Annotated in this window: 27 protein-coding genes, 3 tRNA genes and 1 other RNA gene; 10 read left to right on the plus strand and 21 right to left on the minus strand. The window is 50.5% G+C overall.

The annotated features are described in order from the left end of the window. Positions 1-24 precede the first annotated feature (24 nt). Positions 25-1,059, minus strand: a complete 1,035-nt coding sequence (gene fbaA / locus VMW30_02590) for a class II fructose-bisphosphate aldolase (GenBank protein HUW87253.1) — start codon at positions 1,057-1,059, stop codon at positions 25-27. Between the two features lie 437 nt (positions 1,060-1,496). Here fbaA and acs point away from each other — a divergent pair, with 437 nt between their 5' ends. After that, a complete protein-coding gene (gene acs, locus VMW30_02595) occupies positions 1,497-3,455 on the plus strand; it encodes an acetate--CoA ligase (protein HUW87254.1) in 1,959 nt (652 codons plus the stop codon). On the opposite strand, the gene VMW30_02600 is transcribed toward acs, so the two are convergent. The 3 genes from VMW30_02600 to nth are packed head-to-tail and all read right to left on the minus strand — an operon-like array spanning position 3,439 to position 5,178. After that, positions 3,439-3,936, minus strand: coding sequence for a CvpA family protein (locus tag VMW30_02600; protein HUW87255.1), 498 nt, complete (start codon positions 3,934-3,936; stop codon positions 3,439-3,441). The two genes, acs and VMW30_02600, sit on opposite strands and share 17 nt — an antisense overlap. Before the next feature lie 4 nt (positions 3,937-3,940). Beyond that, positions 3,941-4,486, minus strand: coding sequence for a TlpA disulfide reductase family protein (locus tag VMW30_02605; GenBank protein ID HUW87256.1), 546 nt, complete (start codon positions 4,484-4,486; stop codon positions 3,941-3,943). Beyond that, positions 4,483-5,178 (minus strand): endonuclease III, encoded by a 696-nt coding sequence (gene nth / locus VMW30_02610; GenBank protein ID HUW87257.1) that lies wholly within the window; start codon positions 5,176-5,178, stop codon positions 4,483-4,485. Before nth ends, VMW30_02605 begins: the two co-directional genes overlap by 4 nt. Positions 5,179-5,247: 69 nt before the next feature. Here nth and VMW30_02615 point away from each other — a divergent pair, with 69 nt between their 5' ends. Continuing rightward, positions 5,248-5,931 carry a Crp/Fnr family transcriptional regulator gene (locus tag VMW30_02615; GenBank protein ID HUW87258.1) on the plus strand — a complete coding sequence of 228 codons (684 nt, stop codon included), beginning with the start codon at positions 5,248-5,250 and terminating at the stop codon, positions 5,929-5,931. Here VMW30_02615 and VMW30_02620 read toward each other — a convergent pair whose 3' ends face one another. Genes VMW30_02620 through VMW30_02630 form a run of 3 tightly spaced genes read right to left on the minus strand, consistent with a single transcriptional unit; the run spans position 5,932 to position 7,047 of the window. After that, positions 5,932-6,393 carry a RidA family protein gene (locus tag VMW30_02620; protein HUW87259.1) on the minus strand — a complete coding sequence of 154 codons (462 nt, stop codon included), beginning with the start codon at positions 6,391-6,393 and terminating at the stop codon, positions 5,932-5,934. Further along, complete coding sequence (locus VMW30_02625) at positions 6,390-6,545, minus strand: DUF4177 domain-containing protein (protein ID HUW87260.1); 156 nt, start codon at positions 6,543-6,545, stop codon at positions 6,390-6,392. Before VMW30_02625 ends, VMW30_02620 begins: the two co-directional genes overlap by 4 nt. Positions 6,546-6,594: 49 nt before the next feature. Continuing rightward, positions 6,595-7,047 (minus strand): GatB/YqeY domain-containing protein, encoded by a 453-nt coding sequence (locus tag VMW30_02630; GenBank protein HUW87261.1) that lies wholly within the window; start codon positions 7,045-7,047, stop codon positions 6,595-6,597. Between the two features lie 36 nt (positions 7,048-7,083). On the opposite strand from VMW30_02630, the gene VMW30_02635 reads away from it, so the two are divergent. Then, positions 7,084-7,902 carry a metallophosphoesterase gene (locus VMW30_02635; protein HUW87262.1) on the plus strand — a complete coding sequence of 273 codons (819 nt, stop codon included), beginning with the start codon at positions 7,084-7,086 and terminating at the stop codon, positions 7,900-7,902. Here the strand turns inward: VMW30_02635 and VMW30_02640 are convergent. The 11 genes from VMW30_02640 to ffs form a co-directional block, all read right to left on the minus strand. Further along, positions 7,894-7,967 (minus strand) — tRNA-Pro (locus VMW30_02640). The genes VMW30_02635 and VMW30_02640 overlap by 9 nt on opposite strands. A 99-nt stretch (positions 7,968-8,066) precedes the next feature. Beyond that, positions 8,067-8,492: a hypothetical protein gene (locus VMW30_02645; GenBank protein ID HUW87263.1), complete on the minus strand. Its 426-nt coding sequence runs from the start codon at positions 8,490-8,492 to the stop codon at positions 8,067-8,069. Further along, positions 8,489-9,160 carry a nucleotidyltransferase domain-containing protein gene (locus VMW30_02650; protein HUW87264.1) on the minus strand — a complete coding sequence of 224 codons (672 nt, stop codon included), beginning with the start codon at positions 9,158-9,160 and terminating at the stop codon, positions 8,489-8,491. Before VMW30_02650 ends, VMW30_02645 begins: the two co-directional genes overlap by 4 nt. Before the next feature lie 121 nt (positions 9,161-9,281). After that, positions 9,282-9,350: transfer RNA gene (locus tag VMW30_02655), tRNA-OTHER, on the minus strand. Positions 9,351-9,428: 78 nt separating this feature from the next. Continuing rightward, the gene (locus VMW30_02660) at positions 9,429-9,806 is read right to left on the minus strand and encodes a hypothetical protein (protein ID HUW87265.1); all 378 of its coding nucleotides are present in this window, start codon (positions 9,804-9,806) and stop codon (positions 9,429-9,431) included. A 372-nt stretch (positions 9,807-10,178) separates the two neighbouring features. After that, on the minus strand, positions 10,179-11,045 hold the full coding sequence (locus VMW30_02665) for a class I SAM-dependent methyltransferase (protein ID HUW87266.1): 867 nt from the start codon (positions 11,043-11,045) through the stop codon (positions 10,179-10,181). Between the two features lie 6 nt (positions 11,046-11,051). Next, complete coding sequence (locus VMW30_02670) at positions 11,052-12,104, minus strand: aspartate-semialdehyde dehydrogenase (protein HUW87267.1); 1,053 nt, start codon at positions 12,102-12,104, stop codon at positions 11,052-11,054. Further along, on the minus strand, positions 12,101-13,372 hold the full coding sequence (locus tag VMW30_02675; protein ID HUW87268.1) for an aspartate kinase: 1,272 nt from the start codon (positions 13,370-13,372) through the stop codon (positions 12,101-12,103). The genes VMW30_02670 and VMW30_02675 overlap by 4 nt, the downstream gene beginning before the upstream one ends. Before the next feature lie 82 nt (positions 13,373-13,454). Next, on the minus strand, positions 13,455-14,054 hold the full coding sequence (recR, locus tag VMW30_02680; GenBank protein HUW87269.1) for a recombination mediator RecR: 600 nt from the start codon (positions 14,052-14,054) through the stop codon (positions 13,455-13,457). An 8-nt stretch (positions 14,055-14,062) separates the two neighbouring features. Beyond that, entirely contained in the window at positions 14,063-15,811 is a 1,749-nt protein-coding gene (locus tag VMW30_02685) for a DNA polymerase III subunit gamma and tau (GenBank protein ID HUW87270.1), read from the minus strand. Between the two features lie 31 nt (positions 15,812-15,842). Continuing rightward, positions 15,843-15,939: signal recognition particle sRNA small type (gene ffs, locus VMW30_02690), an RNA gene on the minus strand. Positions 15,940-15,978: 39 nt separating this feature from the next. Between ffs and VMW30_02695 the strand changes: the two genes are divergently transcribed. From VMW30_02695 to VMW30_02725, 7 genes are all read left to right on the plus strand, one after another. Next, positions 15,979-16,063 (plus strand) — tRNA-Ser (locus tag VMW30_02695). 175 nt (positions 16,064-16,238) lie between these two features. Next, entirely contained in the window at positions 16,239-16,733 is a 495-nt protein-coding gene (locus VMW30_02700; protein ID HUW87271.1) for a hypothetical protein, read from the plus strand. Between the two features lie 14 nt (positions 16,734-16,747). After that, entirely contained in the window at positions 16,748-17,086 is a 339-nt protein-coding gene (locus VMW30_02705; GenBank protein HUW87272.1) for a hypothetical protein, read from the plus strand. Between the two features lie 32 nt (positions 17,087-17,118). Further along, the gene (locus tag VMW30_02710) at positions 17,119-17,454 is read left to right on the plus strand and encodes a hypothetical protein (protein ID HUW87273.1); all 336 of its coding nucleotides are present in this window, start codon (positions 17,119-17,121) and stop codon (positions 17,452-17,454) included. Positions 17,455-18,178: 724 nt separating this feature from the next. Next, complete coding sequence (locus tag VMW30_02715; GenBank protein ID HUW87274.1) at positions 18,179-18,316, plus strand: hypothetical protein; 138 nt, start codon at positions 18,179-18,181, stop codon at positions 18,314-18,316. After that, positions 18,291-18,629, plus strand: a complete 339-nt coding sequence (locus VMW30_02720) for a hypothetical protein (protein HUW87275.1) — start codon at positions 18,291-18,293, stop codon at positions 18,627-18,629. The genes VMW30_02715 and VMW30_02720 overlap by 26 nt, the downstream gene beginning before the upstream one ends. Before the next feature lie 289 nt (positions 18,630-18,918). After that, entirely contained in the window at positions 18,919-19,260 is a 342-nt protein-coding gene (locus tag VMW30_02725; protein HUW87276.1) for a hypothetical protein, read from the plus strand. Positions 19,261-19,291: 31 nt separating this feature from the next. Here the strand turns inward: VMW30_02725 and VMW30_02730 are convergent, their stop codons facing one another. From VMW30_02730 to VMW30_02740, 3 genes are read right to left on the minus strand one after another with little or no spacing between them, the layout of a single operon-like run. Further along, positions 19,292-20,263 carry an ABC transporter ATP-binding protein gene (locus tag VMW30_02730; protein HUW87277.1) on the minus strand — a complete coding sequence of 324 codons (972 nt, stop codon included), beginning with the start codon at positions 20,261-20,263 and terminating at the stop codon, positions 19,292-19,294. After that, positions 20,260-21,273 (minus strand): ABC transporter ATP-binding protein, encoded by a 1,014-nt coding sequence (locus VMW30_02735; protein ID HUW87278.1) that lies wholly within the window; start codon positions 21,271-21,273, stop codon positions 20,260-20,262. Before VMW30_02735 ends, VMW30_02730 begins: the two co-directional genes overlap by 4 nt. A gap of 27 nt (positions 21,274-21,300) precedes the next feature. Beyond that, positions 21,301-22,446: an FGGY family carbohydrate kinase gene (locus tag VMW30_02740; GenBank protein HUW87279.1), complete on the minus strand. Its 1,146-nt coding sequence runs from the start codon at positions 22,444-22,446 to the stop codon at positions 21,301-21,303. Position 22,447: the final 1 nt, after the last annotated feature.

A 22,447-nucleotide genomic window follows, 5' to 3' on the forward strand; every position in this document is an offset into this window, starting at 1 on the left:
CCTTTCGTTAGAAGAGTGAAGAAATTAAGCGAGTAGAGATGTTCCTGCCGAGCGAAGATCGTCACATGCGTGTTGAACACGAGCAGCCATACCTGCTTCAGCTGCCTTGCCCCAAGCACGTGGGTCATACATCTTCTTATTTCCAACTTCACCATCGATCTTGAGGACGCCGTCGTAATTCTTCATCACGTGATCGACCACTGGTCGGGTGTAGGCGTATTGAGTATCGGTGTCGATATTCATCTTAATGACACCGTAATCGAGCGCCTCTCGAATTTCACTCAGAAGCGATCCAGAACCGCCGTGAAATACGAGGTCAAAAGGCTTTGAACCAGAAACAAGGCCCTTTTTCGCCGCAACCGCGTCCTGCAATTCCTGGAGGATTTTTGGTTGAAGTACAACGTTGCCGGGTTTGTAAACTCCATGAACGTTTCCGAATGTTGCAGCAAGCATGTAACGCCCGCGCTCACCAAGACCTAGAGTTTCGGCCGTCAAGATGGCATCCTCCGGTGTGGAGTACAACTTGGCATCATGCTTTGCCTCAACGCCATCCTCTTCGCCACCGACAACGCCAATCTCTAATTCCAGGATCGTTTTAGCGGCAGCTGACTTCACTATCAGTTCGTCTGCAATGCTCATGTTCTCCTTCATGGAAACGGCTGAGCCATCCCACATGTGAGAGTTGAAAAGTGGGGCCTTCCCATCTTTGATCCGCTGCGCACCGAAATCAAGCAGCGGCCGCATAAAGCCATCGAGCTTTTCGGCGGGGCAGTGGTCAGTGTGAAGTGCAATCTGAACGTTGTAATTCTTTGCCACGATATGTGCGAACTCTGCGAGGGCAACCGCACCGTCCACCATCTTCTTGACGGTCGAACCAGAGGCAAATTCCGCGCCGCCCCAGGAAAATTGGATGATTCCATCAGATTGCGCTTCAGCAAAACCGCGCAGAGCTGCAATGAGGGTGGAAGATGATGAGACGTTGATGGCTGGATAAGCGAAGGCGCCTTTTTTAGCGCGATCGAGCATTTCTGAGTAAATCTCTGGACTGGCTATTGGCATTTCGACTCCAATGATGGGCGCGAGTGTAATTCTCTCATCTAGCGCGCCATTGGGCCGATTGGAGGCTTACGCCCTATCCCACCACATTCTGCCCAGAACCAAAAATCGCCATGCGGCACCAGGAGGAATGATGCCGCATCGCGATCTTTTTGACCCTCACGGGCGAGGCAGTTTGGGCTCTCAGTGTCCGAGCGTCTTGAGTATCTTCAACAAGATGCTGGCCAGCCCGCTGACTAAGGCGGGATTGCCGAGAATCTTGAGAAACATCGTGAAAAATGCGATCAGGCTCATGTGTTCCTTTCTCTCGTTCTAATATGTGAGACGGACATTCTCTGTGCAGGAGAGCCTCTCTCTCATCGCGCCAATCTCACGTGTGAGCAACGCAGATCGGTGCATTGCTACCCAACTATGAGAATGGGCGGTAATCTCCTCGGACTATGAGCGAAGAGACACTTGAAAATTTACTGACCGAAACCCGCACCTTCCTGCCCAGCCTTGAATTCGCTGCGGACGCCAATGCACAACCTTTTATCTATGCGCAGGCGAACAGAGACCGAATCGCTTTCTGGGAGACGCAGGCGGAGGAGTTGACGTGGGAGAAGCATTGGGATCAGGCCCTCGACTGGCAGCCTCCATACGCTAAGTGGTTTATCGGAGGAACCATCAACGCCTCGGTCAATTGCCTCGACCGGCATGTTGAAGAAGGACGCGGCGATCGCGTGGCATTTCATTTTGAGGGCGAACCTGGAGACACCCGCACGATCACGTACGCAGACCTCTTTATTCAGGTAAAAAAAGCGACAAACGCGCTCATCGAACTGGGCGTCAAAGCCGGAGATCGCGTGGCGATCTACATGCCAATGATTCCAGAAGCAGCTGTCGCAATGCTGGCATGCGCCCGTCTGGGCGCACCTCACTCTGTTGTCTTTGGCGGCTTTTCCGCCGAAGCACTCCTTTCAAGAATTAGGGATGCCGATGCAACTCTGGTCATTACATCCGATGGTGGCTTCCGCAAGGGAAATGCTTTCGCACTCAAACCAGCCGTTGATGAAGCACTTCTTGGAGAAACGAAGGTAAAGAAAGTTCTGGTTGTGAAGCGAACTGGACAGGACGTCGCCTGGGACGCTGCCCGTGATGTCTGGTGGGATGAGATTGTCGATCGTCAAAGTGATCAGCACATCGCGGAAAGTTTTGATAGTGAGCATCCGCTCTTTATTCTCTACACCTCCGGAACCACAGCCAAACCAAAGGGTATTTTCCACACGACCGGGGGCTACTTAACTCAGGTCGCATTCACCCACAAAATGGTCTTTGATCTCAAGCCCGAGACTGACGTCTTCTGGTGCACCGCGGATATCGGCTGGGTTACGGGTCACTCGTATGTTGTTTATGGACCGCTCATGAATGGCGCCACTCAAGTGATGTATGAAGGCACGCCGGACACTCCTCATAAGGGCCGAATTTTTGAATTGATCGCCAAGTACAAAGTTTCGATTCTCTACACCGCACCTACGCTCATCCGCACATGGATGAAGTGGGGTGATCAATATCCTCAAGCACACGACTTATCTTCGCTACGTCTGCTTGGAAGTGTTGGTGAGCCAATCAATCCTGAAGCATGGATGTGGTACTACAACCTGATCGGCGGAGGACGCTGCCCGATCGTGGATACCTGGTGGCAGACCGAAACGGGAGCGATCATGATTTCACCCCTGCCTGGCATCACGGCAAGTAAGCCCGGCTCGGCTATGCGACCCCTGCCTGGCATCAGCGTGAAAGTGGTCAACGAGAAGGCCGAACCAGTGGCTAATGGTCATGGTGGTTACCTCATTATTGATCAACCATGGCCCTCAATGTTGCGCGGAATTTGGGGAGAACCCGCGCGCTACCAGGAAAACTACTGGTCCAAATTTGATGACCTTTACTTTGCGGGAGACGGTGCCAAACTCGATGACGATGGAGCGATTTGGTTGCTCGGTCGAGTCGACGATGTCATGAACGTTTCAGGTCACCGCATTTCCACAACTGAAGTTGAATCGGCTCTGGTATCTCACGATGCAGTCGCAGAAGCAGCAGTCGTTGGCGCATCGGATGCAATGACTGGGCAAGGAATTGTCGCCTTCGTTATTCTGCGTTCTGGAATTGCTCATGCTGAAGGCAGTGAGTTGATTGCGCAATTGCGAAATCACGTCGCGAAGGAAATTGGACCTATCGCACGACCTCGACAGATCATTTTAGTCGCAGAACTTCCAAAAACTCGCAGCGGAAAAATTATGCGGCGGCTTCTCCAAGACGTTGCGGAAAATCGGGCCGTAGGAGACTCAACAACACTTGCTGATCCAAACATCATGAAGCTGATCTCGGAGGGACTCCAGAGCGCTACAGCGGACGAATAGCGTTTAAGCTTTTCTCAATCTCGGCGCGTAAGTGAGTTACGAATGTAGGCATCTTCTCGTTTATTTTTGGGTAGATCGTGCTTTCCGAAACTGCGCTCCTTGCCGCGCTCCAGGGCGACCAGAGAATTACAGAGATCACCAAGTAAGAAATCACGGTGACGCGCAATAATTCCAAAGCAACTCCAGCAAGAGAATCTATAAAACGAAGTGGGCTCCACAGAAGTCTGGCTCGGAAGAAATGGGCCAATGCACCAAGAAGGCGTCTCCCGAGTTCGGCCATAATAAAGATTGCAAGAACTGTCGCGCCAAATCTGTTGATCGCACTGTGTACCTCTGCAGCAAACTGAAGCGCCAGGGCCAATCCCAGTACGCCTCCACCGATATAGCCAACGGTCGAAAAGATGGTGTGGAGGAATCCCCTTCGAAAACCCGTAATGACGCCAAAAATGGCGAGGATAACCAGAACTGCGTCTACAAACATGACGCTAACCTACGGTGATATTGAGGTATTTACTTGCCAGAGTCCGTAATTCTGCTTCGTTTCGCAACACCCCTATCTTCTTATAAACGACCTTGCCCGCAGTGTCGATAAACCAAGTGACGGGAACTCCCATTCCAAAGAGTCCGCGAGTCCTTCCGTCCGGGTCGGTTAAGTTGGGCCAGGTCATACCATTCTCAATCACAAAATTGGTCGCGTCGGTCCGCTTCGCTTCTTCAACGTTGACCCCGAGAAGGCGGATTTGGGTCTTTGCTTTAGAGTAAAAAGAACGGAAGATCGGAATTTCCTCTTTACACGGAGCACACCATGAACCCCACACATTAAGAATCAGAGGTCCTTTCAATTGATTAAAGTGAACTGTGGAGTTTCCGTCAAGACAGGGAATCTCAACCCCCTCATTAGATGAAGAGAGCGGAATTGATTCACATCCAACGACGGTTCCCAGTTTTGGCACCACAGTAGATTGAGAAGAACACCCTGATAAGACGATTGATGAAATCACAAAGATAGTAAGAATCTTTGGACGATTCATCGGAAATCCGAATCTGACTTGACGAGTGCCCGTGCCCGTGCGGGATCCATCTCGCCAATCCCAACTGATGGGCAGATCTTCGCTAGTGGGCAGGCACCACAAGCCGGCTTGCGCGAGTGACAGATCCGCCGACCGTGCCAAATCATCCGCTGAGACAAGTTTGTCCATTCCTGTTGGGGTATTAGTGCAGCAACATCGCGTTCGACCTTCACCGGGTCCAGCGAGTGACTCCACTGAAAGCGTCGACTCAATCGTCCAAAGTGCGTATCTACGGTAATACCTGGCGTGTCAAAGGCATGCCCCAACACGACGTTCGCAGTCTTCCGACCCACTCCAGGCAGAGTCACTAACTCCTCCAGAGTGCGCGGGACCTTTCCGTTGAATTCAGACTCAAGCTTGATCGCCAGACCTTTTATATTCCTAGCCTTGGCTCGGAAAAACCCGGTGGAGTGCACGAGCTCCTCAATTTCCAGAAGATCCGCACCGGCGAAATCCTGGACTGTGCGGTACTTCCGGAAAAGGGCGGGAGTCACCTGGTTCACCCGCTTATCCGTGCACTGGGCAGAAAGCACCGTGGCGACCAAGAGCTGCAGAGGGTTCTTGAAATCCAACTCGCAGTGCACATCGGGGTAGGTCTTGGAGAGGATCCGGTAAATCGAGCGAGCGCTCTTCACAGATTGCGGATCGGTCATCACGCATCAGAGGCTACGCGTCTGGAACTAAAGGTGAAACTTTGGCCCATTTGCTAGTAAAGTCCCCCCGTGACTCAAGACGAAGCGATTGTTCGCCGCGCCCCATTATTTACTGCCCTCGATGACGCCTCAGCCGCATCCCTACGTGCCACCATGGACACGGTGAGACTACCAAAAGGTGCAACTCTCTTCTCTGAAGGCGACGAGGGACATCATCTTTACGTGATCATCGAAGGCAAATTAAAATTGGGTACATCCAGCGGAGATGGTCGAGAGAATTTACTTTCAATTCTTGGACCGGGCGAAATGTTCGGCGAACTCTCCCTCTTTGATGCCGGCCCGCGCACCGCAACTGCAACCGCGGTCACTGACGTTCGACTCCTAAGTCTCGGACACGATCAAGTTATTCCGTGGGTTACACGACACCCGCAGGTTGCACTCGATTTACTAGAGCGATTGGCGCAAAGATTGCGTCGCACCAATGAAGTTGTTGGCGATCTAGTTTTCTCGGATGTTCCAGGTCGTGTTGCAAAAGCACTTATGGATCTGGGTGATCGCTTTGGAAAAGAGACCGATGAAGGTCTTTACGTTAACCACGACCTCACGCAAGAAGAACTCGCACAACTCGTGGGCGCTTCGCGCGAAACGGTAAACAAAGCACTCGCGGACTTCGCAAGTCGTAATTGGATCCGACTCGACGGTCGTGCAGTCCTTATCATTGATGTCGATCGTTTGAACAAGCGCGGGCGTTAATCACCCACGCAGTTCAACGGTGAGTTCGACCTCCACGGGTGAGTCCATCGGCAATTCAGCAATTCCCACTGCTGATCGCGCATGCTTTCCTGCTTCGCCCCAAATGTGAAGGAAGAGTTCGCTCACACCATTCACGACTGCTGGCTGATTTATAAAACCTGGTACTCCGTTTACATATCCAACAACTCGGACGATCTTTACGATGTCGTCCACATTTGCAACTGTTTCCACTGCGCCTAAACAGTTAAGTGCGCAAATCTGAGCCAGCGCCTTTGCCTCTTCAACGCTAACTGCACCGCCAACTTTGCCCGTGAGAGAAATCTTCCCATCAACAAGGGGGAGTTGTCCTGCAGTGAAAACCAAATTTCCAGTACGTACCGCGGGTACGTACGCCGCAATAGGTTTGGCAGCAACTGGAAGTTCTAAGCCGAGTTCGGCAAGTTTTGCGCGTACGTTGGTCATTTGATCTCTCTCTTCATATATGCGACTAGTTGATCTCCACCACCAGGCCCTGGAATTACCTGCACCAATTCCCACCCTTCAGAACCCCAGTTGTCGAGGATCTGCTTGGTTGCGTGCGTCAATAACGGAACTGTCACGTATTCAAATTTCATTCCACACCTTCTCTGTTCTTGGTCTCGCGTTTAGGTTTACCGTAAAAGATTATTTGGAGAGTGCTTCCCGTACGGCCGCAGAGACCGTACCTCCATCTGCTTTGCCGGCAATCTTAGGCGAGAGCACTTTCATCACGAGTCCCATCCCTGCCGGCCCCGCTGCCCCGGTTTCCGCAATTGCCTCGGCAATCATCTGCCTCAATTTCTCATCGCTGAGTTGTTCAGGGAGATACTTCGCAATCACTTCACCTTCTGCTCGTTCTAGGGCTGCCCTCTCTGGACGATCTCCCGTTTCGAAAGCCTCTGCTGCTTCACGGCGTTTTTTCGCTTCACGCGAGAGCACGGTGATGACTTCTGCTTCACTCAACTCGCGGGCGCTCTTGCCGGAGACTTCCTCATTTGTGATTGCCGTTAGAACCATTCGGATTGTGCCCGAGGTCAATTCATCGCGAGATCGAATCGCTTCTGTCAGATCGGTTCGGAGTGTTTCTTTAAGTCCCATAGCGGTATCTTCTCATGCTAGGGAATAGGAGTTGGTATGGGTTTTGTAGTACGAGAGGCAGAAATGCCGATCCTTCCGGCGGGGTGCAATTCCATCCGAATTCTCCATTTCTCAGATTTGCATCTCACTCCTGATCGAAAGCGCGAGATTGCCGACATTAAGAGTCTCGTCCAACTCCAACCCGACCTCGTCATTAGTACAGGCGATTTTCTGGGCTCGATCGATGCTGTGCCCATCGCTCTAGATGCACTCGATGAATTGCTCGATATTCCGGGTCTCTTCGTATTCGGTTCAAACGACTACTTCGCTCCTCGACTGAAGAATCCTCTCTCGTATCTCACGCCAGACCATGGAGAGCGCATCCATGGTGAGCCCCTGCCGTGGCATGAACTTGCCGCAGGGCTCACCGATCGAGGATGGAGAAACCTCAACTTCTCGCGTGCCTTACTTACCGTCAATGGAAGCCTCATCGAAGCGCGCGGCACAGATGATGCCCATTTGAATCGAGATGACTACTCACTTGTAGCTGGCCAACCAGATTCAACTACAGATATAGCCATAGGCGTCACGCACGCCCCCTATCTTCGAGTACTCGACGCAATGCGCGATGACGGTCTAGATGCAATCTTCGCCGGACACACACACGGTGGACAGGTTCGCCTGCCCTGGATTGGGGGGAGTAGAGCGCTTACAACCAATTGCGATCTGCCAACGTGGAGGGCAAGAGGGCTTACGCGGTTCGGGAAAGAGCCATGGCTCAATGTTTCTGCTGGTATGGGGACAAGTCCGTATGCGCGTATACGCGTTGCAAGTCCGCCCGAGGTATCCCTCGTGACTCTTACTTCGTCGGGGTGACTGGATTTGAACCTGCGACCTCGTCGTCCCGAACGACGCGCGCTACCAAGCTGCGCCACACCCCGCTAAACAGATCATAGGTTCTAATCCGCATCTTGACGTGAGGCACTACGCCCTAAGATGATTTTCATTCCATACTGTTTATGGAGCAGTTATGCACTTGCTCAACTTGCTCCGAGGGTCCTCGTTGCAAATTCCACAAGAGACTGTGCGCGTCGCATTGCGATCTTCAAGTCGTTTAGTGAGATGTGGATCATGCCATATTGAGCTGTGTCCTTTAACGAAAGAAGTTCCAAGAGGTCCCCTGCCGCCTTATCGCCTCCTTCAATCTGCCGTAGGAACTCTGCAGCCTTTCGGTGGTCGTCACCGCGAGAGCGGATGTGGAGTTTGAAACAGCAGACAGCGTCTGATGCCGCAATCCCAGCAAGTACAGCCATTGATGCTGCCACGCTGCCAGATTCTCCGATCCCCTCGAGTGCCTCACCCTCCAACAGATCGGCGGACTCAAGGTATTTGCGAGCTGACTTTAGGCGGATTCTGGCTTCGGGCTTCCCACAAGTACCGCTTCGTCCAAGTTTTGCTGCACTCATCTCCGCGCCTCAACCATCTTCAGAGCATCGGGTCCCCAGATATATCGAGCATCATCTCGCAATGACTCAACAATGGGCTCACCTCGTTCCACCATTTCTTGAAATTGGGATAGCGATACCTGAATGAGACTGGCTGGATTACCCGACCACCGATATACCCAGTGACTAAGTTCAAGGAGTTGGGCACTCCACATTTCGGAGTAACTCTTCTGGGGCTCAACTACTTCCGACAACTCGTCACTACGACTACTGGGACGCAGACGATTTGGTCGAATAATCAGCATGTCAATGTCGGATTTAACGCCACCGTCCCCCCTGGCTGCAGAACCGAATACAGCGGCAGACACAGGATGAATCGTCCATTCAGTGATTGCCCTTCCAATTCGCTCAAAAAACTTCCCCCGAAGATCGACAAGAGCCTCCACCGCTGGTGCGGCTACGTGATCGCGGTTAAATGTGTATAGGTTGGCATTTCCAGCCTTTTGAACGTTAAGAAGACCCTGCTCTCGAAGACGATCCAAAACAAGACTTACACCTCGATAACTCTTGGCTTCTATGAGTCGTTCTATTTGCCTGCCAGTCATCGGCATTGTTATCCCAACTAGGGCAAGCAGAACTTCGGCATCAAGGGATGGGATGACGGCATGAGCAGGTGTCGTGAGGTCCATTTTCTGCCTTCGCTTCCTTGACTACTTTACTAGTCTTATGACTACTTTACTAGGCAGTTGACTACTTTACTAGTCATCAAGGTAACATCTACTAAAAACTTCAATGGTGACAAGATCAGCGTCGGGGTGACTGGATTTGAACCTGCGACCATCCCTTACGACGCGCGCTACCAAGCTGCGCCACACCCCGCTAAACAGATCATAGGTTCTAATCCGCTGGATTTGAACGTCCTGCGTTGACTCATCCCAGATGCCAGAGTATGTGTGATTACTTCAATGGTCCATTGAGATGTGAAGGTCCATAAGCACTCGTTGATACTGTCAAAGGTGCCATTTCCGTGGAAGCCGCTGGCACGCTTAGGGGTGCCATTTCAATGGGGGCCGTCAAAGGTGCCATTTCAGCGGGAGCCGCAGAGGGGGAGACTGCGGCATCGCCTGTGGCAACACTGATGGATGCATCCGTTAAAGGTGCCTTGAGATGGGAAGGTCCATAGACGCTAACTGAGGTGCTACCTGCTCCACCGACGCTGGCTGCGGCATATCCAAATGCAACACCGCCCAGAAGGGCTGAGGCGGAAATGATCAGAACGGCGATGGTGCGACCAGCGAAAGTGCCATCGTTCTTGTGGCTAGATGTTCTGATCATGATATTTCCCTTCAGTTCGAGGGGTTCTTCCCTATGGCTCTAATCTGCCCGACCCATCACGCTCCTACATCCGTGCTCCCCGCGCTTTCCAGAGGGTATTACTCGTATAAATAGAGGTAGAAATACACGTAGGGCGATGGGGGTAAACACGTACTAGGCGCTTTGAGGAGCACAGTTCGCGCTCCAAACCGGTCGCCCCGTGACCCAAATTGCCCAAGAATTAGAGATAGGCAATGGCACTTTGAGCAACCGGGTGAAAATTTCACTCAGATAGAGGCACTCAACTCTTGATTACCAAACTCCCGTAGTGCCCAAGTCAAGATGCTCGCAAGGCGTTGCGTGTTGCGTTGGTTGTTAGAAAAGTGGACGTGACTATTGGAGTGAACTCAAGAGTGGTTTTCTTACCGAGAATGTCCAGAAAGGCTCAGCATCCGAGAAATGCAGAGTCGAAAGATCAAATCCAGCGCCACCTACCATTTCGGTGATCTGAGCTTTGGTAAAACGTTGCTCTAGTGATGTCCCGAATCGATCGAAAGCATCATTTCGCATGACGTAATAGGTCATATCTTGATAGTGATGCAACGGAACATTGTGCGGATCGATTCCAACTTTCTTAAGCACTTTAGATATTCTCGCCAAAGGAAAGTAAATAAATAAAGCGATGAACTCGCAGACCAACCTTCTGGGAAGGTACGGCAACTTCGAAACCATGAACCTCAATCGATTCGAGGCTCGCCAAATCATTCGATAATAGGACGGTTTGTCATCAAGGGCGTAATACAAATAGCAGAGAAAATACCCGCCGGGCTTCATTTTCTTATAGATGTCCTTCATGCCGCGCATCGTGTCGGGGATGTGGTGGAGGACGCCAAGAGACACGGCAAGATCAAGGGATTCTGCAGGAACTGAATTCTCAGAAACAGATTGGTTGAGAAGGCGTACCTTCTCATTCACAGCAAACCGCTCCTGAAGAATCTCAAACGATTCGACTCCGGGCTCAACTAACCATAACTCCTTCGCAAAATCCAAGAAGAAATGGGCCCAGCGGCCGCTTCCCGCACCAAAATCGCCAATCGACATGTCGGTGCGGCTTTTAACTTCCTCGGGTAATGCGCGAATGTATGCAGAAAACTGTTCGCGAAGTTCTTCTAATTGACCAGCATCAAGATAGTTAAACGCTTTCCACTCGCCACCGAAATGAGAAATGACGCGTTCGTCTCGATTCTGATCCTTACTCACTTTGGATTACTCGCTGAATTCTTCGGCAAGTAGTTCGGCAATTTGTGCGGTGTTGAGGGCCGCACCTTTACGCAGATTGTCGCCGCACACAAATAGATCCAACGCCATTGGATCATCAAGACTCTTGCGAACTCGTCCAACCCATGTGGGATCGGTCCCAACTACATCTGCAGGCGTTGGAAACTTATGGTTGATCGGATCATCGACCAATTTCACGCCGGCCGCGTTCTGCAAAATATCTTGCGCTGCCGTGCGCGAGGGCTCTTTTCCAAAAACAGCATGCACGGTCAGAGAGTGAGTAGTCACTACCGGTACACGTACACACGTTGCCGAGACTTTGAGGTTGGGCAACCCAAGAATTTTTCGTGACTCATTGCGCACTTTAAGTTCTTCAGAGGAATATCCATCTGCTTTAAGAGATCCCGCCCATGGCACAACATTGAGTGCAAGTGGCGCTGGAAAAGGCCCCAGGTCGGAAATCTTTGAACGAATATCACCGGCGATAGTGCCCGCGTCTGTCCCAGCAAGGAGCTCCATCTGCTCACGTAAGGTGTCGATGCCCGCCTGACCCGCACCCGATGCTGCTTGATAAGACGAGACAACAAGTTCTTTCAATTCATACTCGCGGTGCAATGCGCCCATGGCGACAATCATCGTGAGAGTCGTGCAATTGGGGTTGGAGATAATCCCACGCGGACGTTTCTGCGCGTCCAGTGGATTCACTTCTGGAACAACGAGCGGAACATCATCATCCATTCGGAAGGCTCCTGAGTTATCAACGACTACGGCACCTCGAGATACGGCAATGGGTGCCCACTCAGCCGCAACCTCATCGGGAACATCGAACATCGCGACATCAATTCCGTCGAAAACCTCTGGTGAGAGCGCAAATACAGTGATCTCTTCTCCACGGCAGACCAATCGCCTGCCGGCACTTCGTTCGGAGGCGACCAGACGAATTTCACCCCACACATCGGGGCGCGTAGAAAGTATCTCCAACATGACAGTACCCACTGCGCCCGTGGCACCAACAACAGCAAGGGATGGTTTACGACTCATCGACCGGTTCCCCCGTAGACGGTTGCTTCTCCATCGGAATCATCCAGTTCAAAGGCGGAATGTGCGGCGATCACGCCACGTTCAAGATCGGCTGCTCGACAGATAATCGAAATGCGAATCTCGGAAGTAGAAATCATTTCAATGTTTACGCCAGCCTCTGAGAGAGCTGCAAAGAAATTGGCGGTAACACCAGGATGCGAGCGCATTCCAGCGCCAACAAGTGAGAGTTTGCCAATCTGGTCGTCATATTGAATCGAAAGGAATCCAACCTCACCTTGAATGCGCTTAAGTGTTGCTGTTGCATTAGCGCCTTCGCTCTTTGGAAGAGTGAATGAAATATCTGTCAGACCCGTCGATGCTGCAGATACGTTCTGAACGATCATATCGATATTGATGTCAGCATCCGCGATAGCTTGGAATATACGAGCGGCAACACCGGTGCGGTCTGGCACACCCACGATTGTGATTTTGGCTTCGCTCTTGTCATGTGCGATTCCAGAGATGATGGCTTGCTCCATAGTGTCTCCTTCGGGATGGTTCTTAACCACCCACGTGCCCTCGTTGGTTGAGAAAGATGAACGAACATGTATCGGCATTTCATATCGGCGTGCATATTCAACGCATCGGAGATGCAGAACTTTTGCACCGCTGGCTGCGAGTTCGAGCATTTCTTCGTATGTGACAGTTTTCAACTTCCGAGCGTTCGGTACAACGCGAGGATCCGCGCTATAAACTCCATCGACATCGGTATAAATTTCACAGACATCTGCATCTAATGCCGCAGCTAGAGCAACGGCAGTCGTGTCTGATCCACCGCGACCAAGGGTCGTAATGTCTTTTGTGTCCTGGCTGATTCCCTGAAATCCAGCCACAATTGCAATCGCACCCTCATTGACTGCTTCTCTGATTCGCCCCGGAGTGACATCGATGATTCGAGCCTTGCCATGTGCCGAATCAGTGATGACGCCTGCCTGGCTGCCGGTGAAAGAGCGCGCCTCGTGACCAAGATTGGAGATTGCCATGGCAAGAAGTGCCATCGAAATCCGCTCACCGGCAGTGAGCAACATGTCGAGCTCGCGGCCCTGTGGGATCGGAGTGATCTGGTTGGCCAGGTCGATCAGTTCATCAGTTGTGTCACCCATGGCACTTACGACAACCACAACCTGGTTGCCGGCGCGCTTGGTAGCCACAATCCTGGCCGCAACCCGCTTCATTCCCTCGGCGTCGGCAACAGAGGAACCACCGTATTTTTGAACAATCAGACCCATGGCGCAATTATGAACTACCCGGGGAATCTTTGGTACCTTATCTCACATTTTAAGATGAATAACCGTTCAAATAGTGAGATTATTAGTTCTCAACGGTCCGTCGTCCCTCAAATGCTCGTCCCAGGGTTACTTCATCTGCGTATTCAAGGTCACCGCCTACCGGAAGGCCGCTGGCAAGACGTGAGACTTTGATACCCATGGGCTTAAGGAGGCGGGCCAAGTACGTGGCGGTTGCCTCGCCCTCCAAGTTGGGGTCGGTGGCCAGAATAATCTCAGTGACCGAGTCATCGGCCAGTCGAGCCAGGAGTTCACGGATCCTCAGTTGATCCGGGCCGATGCCGTCGATTGGGCTGATAGCCCCGCCCAACACGTGGTACTTGCCGCGGAACTCTCGAGTGCGCTCGATTGCAATCACATCTTTGCTCTCCTCCACCACGCAGATGGAGGAATTTTCTCGGCGCGGATCACGGCAGATTCGGCATTGGCTCTCTTCGGAGACATTGCCGCAAATAGTGCAGAACTTCACGCGCTCCTTTACCGTCCGGATCGCATCCACTAAAGCCGCGGCAGTTTCGCTTTCGGATTGAAGGATATGAAAAGCGATGCGCTGGGCACTCTTTGGGCCTATGCCAGGCAAGCGACCCAGAGCATCAATGAGATCTTGTATGGCACCTTCATACATGCCACTCATCAGCGGGGTTTCTCGCTAATGAACTGCGCGCCTAATTCTTTGGCTAGGAGCGCCTGTCCCGTAAGCAAATTGGCATCCGTGGGTGATTCATCCACCCGCACCGCTCGCGCCTGTGGTGTATTTGGATCAATTGATGGATCGACAACGACTTCGATCTTTCGATCTAGTCCAACCACATCAATAAAGGATTGGCGCAGAATCTCATCGCTTGCAGATCGGATAAAGGAATCACGTGCCCCGGCATTCACAATGGCAATTGTGATTGCGCTGTCATCAACCGCAAGAACCTGCGCACTGGTACTGAGCAGAGACCATGTCAGGCGACGGCGCTTCTTGACGTCTTCAATCACATCAGGCCAGAGTCTGCGCAGTCCCGCAATGTCTACATTGCTAACGGGAGGGGCAACAATCTTCTCCGGTTTCGTCTGCTCCGACTGATTTGGCGACACAGGAAGAACTTTTTTAGTGTCGCCTCCATCAGCCGGCTCCGACGAAACCTTTATGGATTCACTCTTTGGCGCTTTTGTCTCTAGCGCTTCCGTTTTCAACGCCTCAACTCTTGGGGTCGATGAGCTCATAGGGGCTAAGTTTTCGGCGCGCTCAAGTCGCTCCACGCGCACCAATAAACCGCGATCGGAATCATCGCTGATCGGCAATAACATTCGTCCGCAGATCAATTCCAGCATCAGTCTTGGTGCAGTTGCGCCACGCATCTGAGTTAAACCTTCAGCCGCAATATCGGCAGCGCGCGACAAACTTGCCGAACCGATTCTTTGTGCTTGTGCAGCCATTCGCTCGATTTGGTCATCTGATACTTCGCGCAGAATCGCACTCGCACCACCAGATGGAAGCGCATCGACAATCATGAGATCGCGCAATCGCTCCAATAAATCCGCTGCAAACCGACGTGGGTCATGGCCAGATTCGATAACCCGGTCAACCGTTTTGAAGAGCGTTGCGCCGTCGTGGGCTGCAAGAGCATCAATAGCATCATCCAGAAGCGCGCTATCGGTAAAGCCCAGGAGTTGGATGGCGATGTCGTAACTCACTCCTTCTTTACCTGCGCCCGCGAGTAGTTGTCCAAGAATGGATTGCGCATCTCGTACCGAGCCACCACTGGCACGGACAACCAAGGGAATAACACCCTTAGCAACTTTGACGCCTTCTGCATTGCAAATCTTCTCCAAGTTAGCGGCCAAGATTCCAGGTGGCACTAATCGAAAGGGGTAATGATGCGTTCGCGAGCGGATAGTCGAAATCAATTTCTCTGGCTCTGTTGTTGCAAAAATAAAAATTACATGAGGAGGCGGTTCTTCGACGACTTTCAAAAGAGCGTTCGCTGCGCCAGGTCCAAGTTGGTGAGCCTCATCAATAATATAAATCTTGTACTTACTCTGCACTGGCGCAAAGAAAGCTTTGTCGCGTAAATCGCGAGCATCATCCACCAGTCCATGAGTGGCAGCATCCAGTTCGATGACATCAAGTGAACCAGGACCGTTTGCGACTAGGTCTCGGCACGATTGACATTCACCACAGGGAGTAGGCGTAGGACCGAGTTCGCAATTCAAGCTACGCGCCATGATCCGAGCACTTGAGGTTTTCCCGCATCCCCGCGGACCCGAAAATAAGTAGGCATGGTGAGTGCGACCCGATGCCAGGGCGTTTGAAAGCGGGATGGTCACGTGCTCTTGGCCGATAACATCGGAAAAGACCGAAGGACGATATTTGCGATAGAGCGCCAGTGCCACCTATTTACTCCTCCCGCATAAAGAATTCGATTAAAAGGACCCCTCGTGCACCCATTAGAGCGCACTTACCCTTGCTGCCTTCCAGCCCTGGGGGAGTTCAGCACGATAATGCCGCACGAGGGATCTGGCGCTAATCATACTTAGACCACCGATAGAGTTCTCACCCTGGAGGATTCGCATAGCGGCCGAGTGCGCACGCTTGGAAAGCGTGTGTAGGGCAACCTACCGAGGGTTCAAATCCCTCATCCTCCGCTCCGAGAGCTTTGCTCTCATCGCTTCGGCTGAATCACACATATCTATCGGTCGCTTATTTACGAGGAACCCCTGCCTGATACAGGCAGTCTTCTGGTTGGGACATCCTCCGCCAATTTTTCTCTCCGTGTGGATAACTTTCTCGGGGCCTCCTTGGATTTTGTCATCCTCGGACATGACTACATACTCAAAACTATTCAGAAAACCAATGGCATTATCCGCTGCATTCTTGGCCATCCTTCCTTTACTTTTCTCAACTCCCTCCAACGCAGCAACGACCCGCCCTAAAGCGCCAAAAGCGTCCTGTCGTATTGAAATTGGCAATGCTCACCTTTCAACTCATCTAAATGAATCAATGGGGCTCAAGGCGGTAAAAGTTAATGCTCAATCCATCTGCAACGTCCCTCAACGCAATGTTAAATTAACGGTGCAAATATATAAAGTGGGCCTTTTTAGAGATTATTTGATTACTGAAAAATTTACGAATCCCTTCCTTGCAACTTCCTCTGGCATGCGGGTGAAGAATTTACAGACATTTAGGAGGTGTGCTTCAACTAAGAAGTCATCATTCTACGGGATTGCGTTTGCGGAAGCTCTAATAGCCGGGCAAAAATCTACAGCACATCCGGCTAGGTCACGAAAAATTGTCCCCCTTGATTGTGGCACTTGAGATAATCTCTGACCATGGACAACGATGTCGAGAACTCTCTCACTCCTGAGGAATTGGAGGAAGAGCGTGCCTATTTCCAACTCATTTACGACCTGGAGTTGAAGAATCATTCTCGGTATGAAATGCAAGCCGAACTCCTGATGAAGAATGGAGAATTTTCAATTACGATCAACAATTCACTCCTTCTTTATACATTGGAAGACGATGGATGTACCTTTCGCGTCTCAACGGATGGTGGGTTTGATTACTGTAAGTTGGGGTGGTCGAGTCTCGGATGGCGCAAACACGAGAAATTGAAAAGACTTATGGCGGAATTCGCAGACAGCGAAGCCCGTACAATTTTGAATCGCTAATTGCTATGAAAATGTTCTCATACTCTAAAAAAGTGAAATTTAATAACAATCATGGATTTTCCAATTACCAAGTGCTTTCAATAAGTGACGCGCATTCTATCTCGATAGAAACCCGATTGGAGAATAACCGTCCTCGCTACATAAAACAGACGCAATCACTTCTTAAAAATGGCGAGCTTGAAATGGAGGTCAGGGGCGTCACCATTAGATATTTCGTTAGTGGAAATGGAATTACAGTTTCGATTGGTCAGGATGATGGATTAAATTTCCATGAGTTACCTAGGAAAGCTCTTCCAAGATGGCGGAAGAAGGCAAGTGAAGTAATCCTCCTGATGATGGCCCAAACTGAAGTGGACCTCTGGCCTTAATCTCGCTTCTGAACCCCAACCCCTCTGTCCGTATAGAAAAATTTGCATATAGCGAAGAACGAGCAATGCTCGAGTTTTAGGTTGACAATCTCCGCTTTAAGAGCTGTGCTCTAATAGCTTCGGCTGAATCATGAATTAATCTATTCATTGACTTACCTTGCACATGGCGAGGCGGGAGTCATTTTGGGGTGTTGAAAATCGTTCGGCGAAGAAGTTGCTTTGTAAGTGCCTCAAATCAATGTATTAGGGCTGTGGATAACTTCTGACACCAGTCACTGATTTTTGTAATTCTCAGTCATGACAACTCTTTCTAAACTAACAAAGCTAACTTCGTTAATTATTGCTTATGGTCTAACTCTTAACGCGTTCTTGAGCACATCTGGCGCAAATGCAGCTGTAAAGTTGACGCATTCGGCTAAGTCAGTATGTGGAATAGAGATTGATAACGTACATATTTCTCGACATATGGTTCGTTTTCAGAACATACGAGGTGTGTTAGTAAGTGCCCGCTCTAAATGCAATGTTCCACACAGCCAGGTTTTGTTAACCGTACAGCTCTACAAAGTTGGGAAATTTGGAAACCACTTACTTAGGACTAAAACTACAGACCCAAAAAACCCAAAATCTTCAGGGTATCTAGTCAGGAATGACGCTGCTTTTATAGCTTGTCGTAACTACATAAGAACCACGTATTTCGGAATTGCCACCTCAAAGGCTCTCATCAATGAGCGATGGAAATACGCTGGGCGAGCGAGATCTGACAAATCTATTGAAATTAACTGCGGGACCTGAAATATCCTCTACCCATGCCGGCTCTAAAGTGCGAGAATTAGTTCGTGCCCGCAAATCCTCACCCGGATGAAGATGCCTCAACTATTGTAAGAGGTTTTGAGATCTTTGCGGACAACGAATCTAAATTTCGATCGATCGCGCAAGAATTGATTGAAAAGGATTTTGTCACGTTTGTATTTTTGGGAAAAAGAATCATTCTCACCACATACGGGCTTAGCTACAACATGGGCTTCAATTTAGAAACTGAAGATTTGGATGGCACTCAACGCTTTAAGAGCGGCTGGTGTTACTACCCTGATAATTATGAAGATCGGATCACCGAAATAACAACAGCAGTTTCAATTCTTGCTGCAGAAATTGAGTCAGCTGCCCCGATTAAATAGGGTTGGTCCCCAACGCCAATCCAACGCTGCGACCGCGCATCCCAAAGCGCCTAAAGCGTCCTGTCGCATCGAAGTTGATAATGCACATATTTCTACCTCATTGCTCGGCGTCGCAAACTTAAATACATAGAGGTGAACGCCAAGACCATTTGCAAAGTCTCTTAACAGAGATTTACTTTGGTATTGCTTATGCAAAAGCGATTATCGCGGGCAAGTGGCAGTACGCAGGTCGTACTCGATCGAAATCTATTATCCACCTTCATTGCGGCACCTGAGTTAAACTTGAGATGTGGAGATTTACGATGGCTCAGGCGAGCCTTTCATAGAGACCGAGGAAGAGCAGGCTTTCCTGGATCTTATGACGCAATTTTATTTCTCCAATCGAAGACGCTACAAAAAACAAGCCAAGAAATTGCTCCGAGAAGGTCTGTTACTCGTGGTAGTCGGTAATTCTATAATCAAATACACCATTGACGATGAAGGGGTTACCTACAGATTCTCTGACGATCAGGGAGTTACATTCTCAAATACGCTGGGGCTGACGCCGCTTCATTGGAAAAAAAGAAGACGAGTAGAGCGCCTAAGAGAAAAATTTGCACATAGCGAAGCGCGAGCAATGCTCGAGTTTTAGGTTCAAAACCTCGACGCTACTCGCCTACTCCCTATCCGATAAGGGGGAAGTGGCAAGCAACGACCCGCGAGGGTCCAATAACTCTTCTCTCCGGTATCTCCGTACTGCATATTGATTGGACGCGTGGACATCGAGTCCGAAAAACGCAACCGCTTGGAACATTAAAGGGGCTTGGAACATCCCCGCTAAGAATGATCCGCTCACGCTTCTCGCCGACTCGAGGAATTGGAACGGCAGAGAGCAGTGCTTGGGAATATGGATGAGCTGGCGAATTGAAGAATTCGTCGGCTGGCGCCGTTTCTACATCGCGTCCAAGGTACATCACCACCACACGGTCGGCCAGATACCGAACAGATGCCATGCTATGTGAAATGAAGAGATAGGAAAGACCAATGCGCTCCTGCAAGTCAAGCAACAAGTTCATCACTTGTGTCTGCACGGAAATATCCAATGCAGAAACTGCCTCATCTAAAACAATCAGTTTGGGATTTGTAGCTATCGCACGGGCAATACTGACCCGTTGACGCTGTCCACCTGAAATCTGATGTGGAAATCTCTCTCCGAAAGATGGGTCAAGTCCAACGAGTTCGAAACATTCTCGAACCCTGTCGTCGATCTCTCTCTTGTCTCCGAGGTCGTGAGCCCGTAATGGTTCAGCAACAGAATGTCTCAATTTCATCCGCGGATCCAATTGAGATTTTGGATCTTGCAGAACTATCTGCACACTTGCCCTAGTCCCTCTAAGTGCCTCGCCTCCTAGAGCCAAGAAATCTTCTCCGTCAAATACGACGGATCCACTCGTAGGTTCTATGAGTCTTAAGGTCGCAAGTCCTGTCGTACTTTTCCCGCATCCAGATTCACCAACTAGTGCAACGGTCTCATGAGAATCGACCGAATATGAAACATCCTCGATCGCATTGATCTTCTGTCGTCGGCCGAATCGACCACCCGCATCAACTGAGAACGTGCGCTTAAGATTTGTAACATTGAGTAAAGTACTCATGACTTACTTCCCTTCACCCAACAGGCGACAAAATGATTACCCGAAACTTCATTCAGCACTGGGACATCGACAGAGCAACGATCTATCGAAAGTGGGCAACGTGGGTTGTACCGACAACCGGTGGGCATTGAAGTTACAGTTGGCACGCTCCCGGGGAGAGAAGGCAATCGTTGCCAAACCCCATCAATCGATGGAAGTGAACGTAGAAGTCCTTCGGTATATGGGTGTGTGGGTGATGAAAAAATCTTTTCAACGGGTCCCTCTTCCACAATCCGTCCTGCATACATAATGGCAACGCGATCACAATTTTGAGCTATGACGCCCAGATCGTGCGAAACCAGAAGCATTGCCATACCCAGGTGCGATGTAACTTCCTTCAACAGTAGAAGAACCTGCGCTTGAATCGTCACATCAAGACTGGTCGTGGGTTCGTCTGCAATGAGAACTTCCGGGTCGCCAGCCATTGCGATAGCGATCATGATCCGCTGGCACATGCCTCCAGAGAATTCATGAGGATACTGATGAAGTCGTCGTTCGGGTTGATTAATGCCGACAAGATTTAGTAATTCGATTGCACGTGCCTGCTTCTGTTCTTTAGTTACATATTTCGGCTCGCGCAAACTTTCGAATATCTGTTGTTTCACGGTCAGTACTGGGTTCAGAGAAGACATTGGCTCCTGAAAAATCATTGCCGCCTTCGTTCCGCGAATTTCCCGAAGCCGTTTTTGAGACATTGTCCGCACATTCTCGCCGCCGAGAAGAATCTCGCCATCCACACTGAGAGAAGGTGGGAGCAGATTCAATATGGCCATGCATGTCAAACTTTTTCCGCTACCTGATTCGCCTACCAGACCAACGGTCTCGCCACGGCGAACATCAAGGTAGACGGAATCTAGGAGAGGTGCATCCGGATAATCTACGACACCTACCGATAAGCCCCGAATGCTCAATGGCAGATCCGTCAAGTCGACCGCAGATTGTCGCTGCACTGACTGCTTGTGATTGTTCATGATCGATCACACGACCCTTCAATTCGATTAATAAACATCGGCGCCAGTGGGCTTGTCTAGAAATAAATTCCTGCCTTCTTCTAACTTCCAACCACTGGCAATAAGAGTCATTCCTCGCGTCCCATCCTGTGCATCGGCCGGCACTTCATGTACTGACCAATGGGCCGGAAGCGGGATATCCCGGCCGCCAGCAGGTCGCACTTCCTGAACGTGAAATGCATCAATCATCGGCTGCAAATACTGGCCTATGCCCTCCGGTGGGATTTTGGCCGTGTCCTCACCCGGAAGCACGAAGAACCCCGTGCTCGGATCAACGGTTAGCCGCACTCCCACACACTTCCACGATTGTTGTAGGTGCTGAGTAAAAAAAGGAAGCGGCCCAAGATCGGGAATGGTGCCTGAAAAAAGAACGCGAGCTACCACCGTAGTTCCACGCGAAAGGCAGAGAATGTCCGAACCTATTGCTCCGCTAGAAATGTTAGCCGCTGGCCCATCGCCCAGACCGCAGAACACAGGTGTGCCTGCAGAAACCCCACAGGACTCAGCCGCCGATTCCAGCACGCCCCCGACAACCTCTCCCATTACTTCAATTTCAGGAAGCTGGCTAACGTCGATCTTGGTTGCCCTCAAAGTCTGAGTTGACCAACCCTGTTCCGCAATACTGTAGAAACCCATTGAAGAGGCAGAAGCGGGATCAGTTACCCATCGCCCTGTAAGTTTTTGAAGTAGAAATTCCTTGATTCCGCCAATCCGCACTTTCGAGATATCGAAATTCGGAGATTCCTCCGTAAGCCACAGTAACTTGGCTACGGTTGACACTGCTTCATCGCCACATCCAGAGGCACTTACATCAACCATATTGATCCTTGGGAAATGCATATCGACCCCGGGAATTAATGGACCGATTGGCATTCCATCCTGACCAACCATGCTTAGCCCGGCCATCTGACACGAAATTATGATGGCATCCGGCTTCTGATTTGCAGATACCTCATTGATGACAGAGGTGAAAGCGATCCAAAGAGAGTTATGCCCTCTCAAATCTCCTTCAACAGTATCCCGTGGATATGGGACAGTCGATCGCGCTACGACATTATCGACACCATCACGAAGAGTCGCCTTGATAAATGTTGAACCTACGTCAACAGCGCAAATTACCTGGTTCTCACTCATT

The organism is Candidatus Paceibacterota bacterium, assembly GCA_035530615.1.
Taxonomy (GTDB): domain Bacteria; phylum Actinomycetota; class Actinomycetes; order Nanopelagicales; family Nanopelagicaceae; genus QYPT01.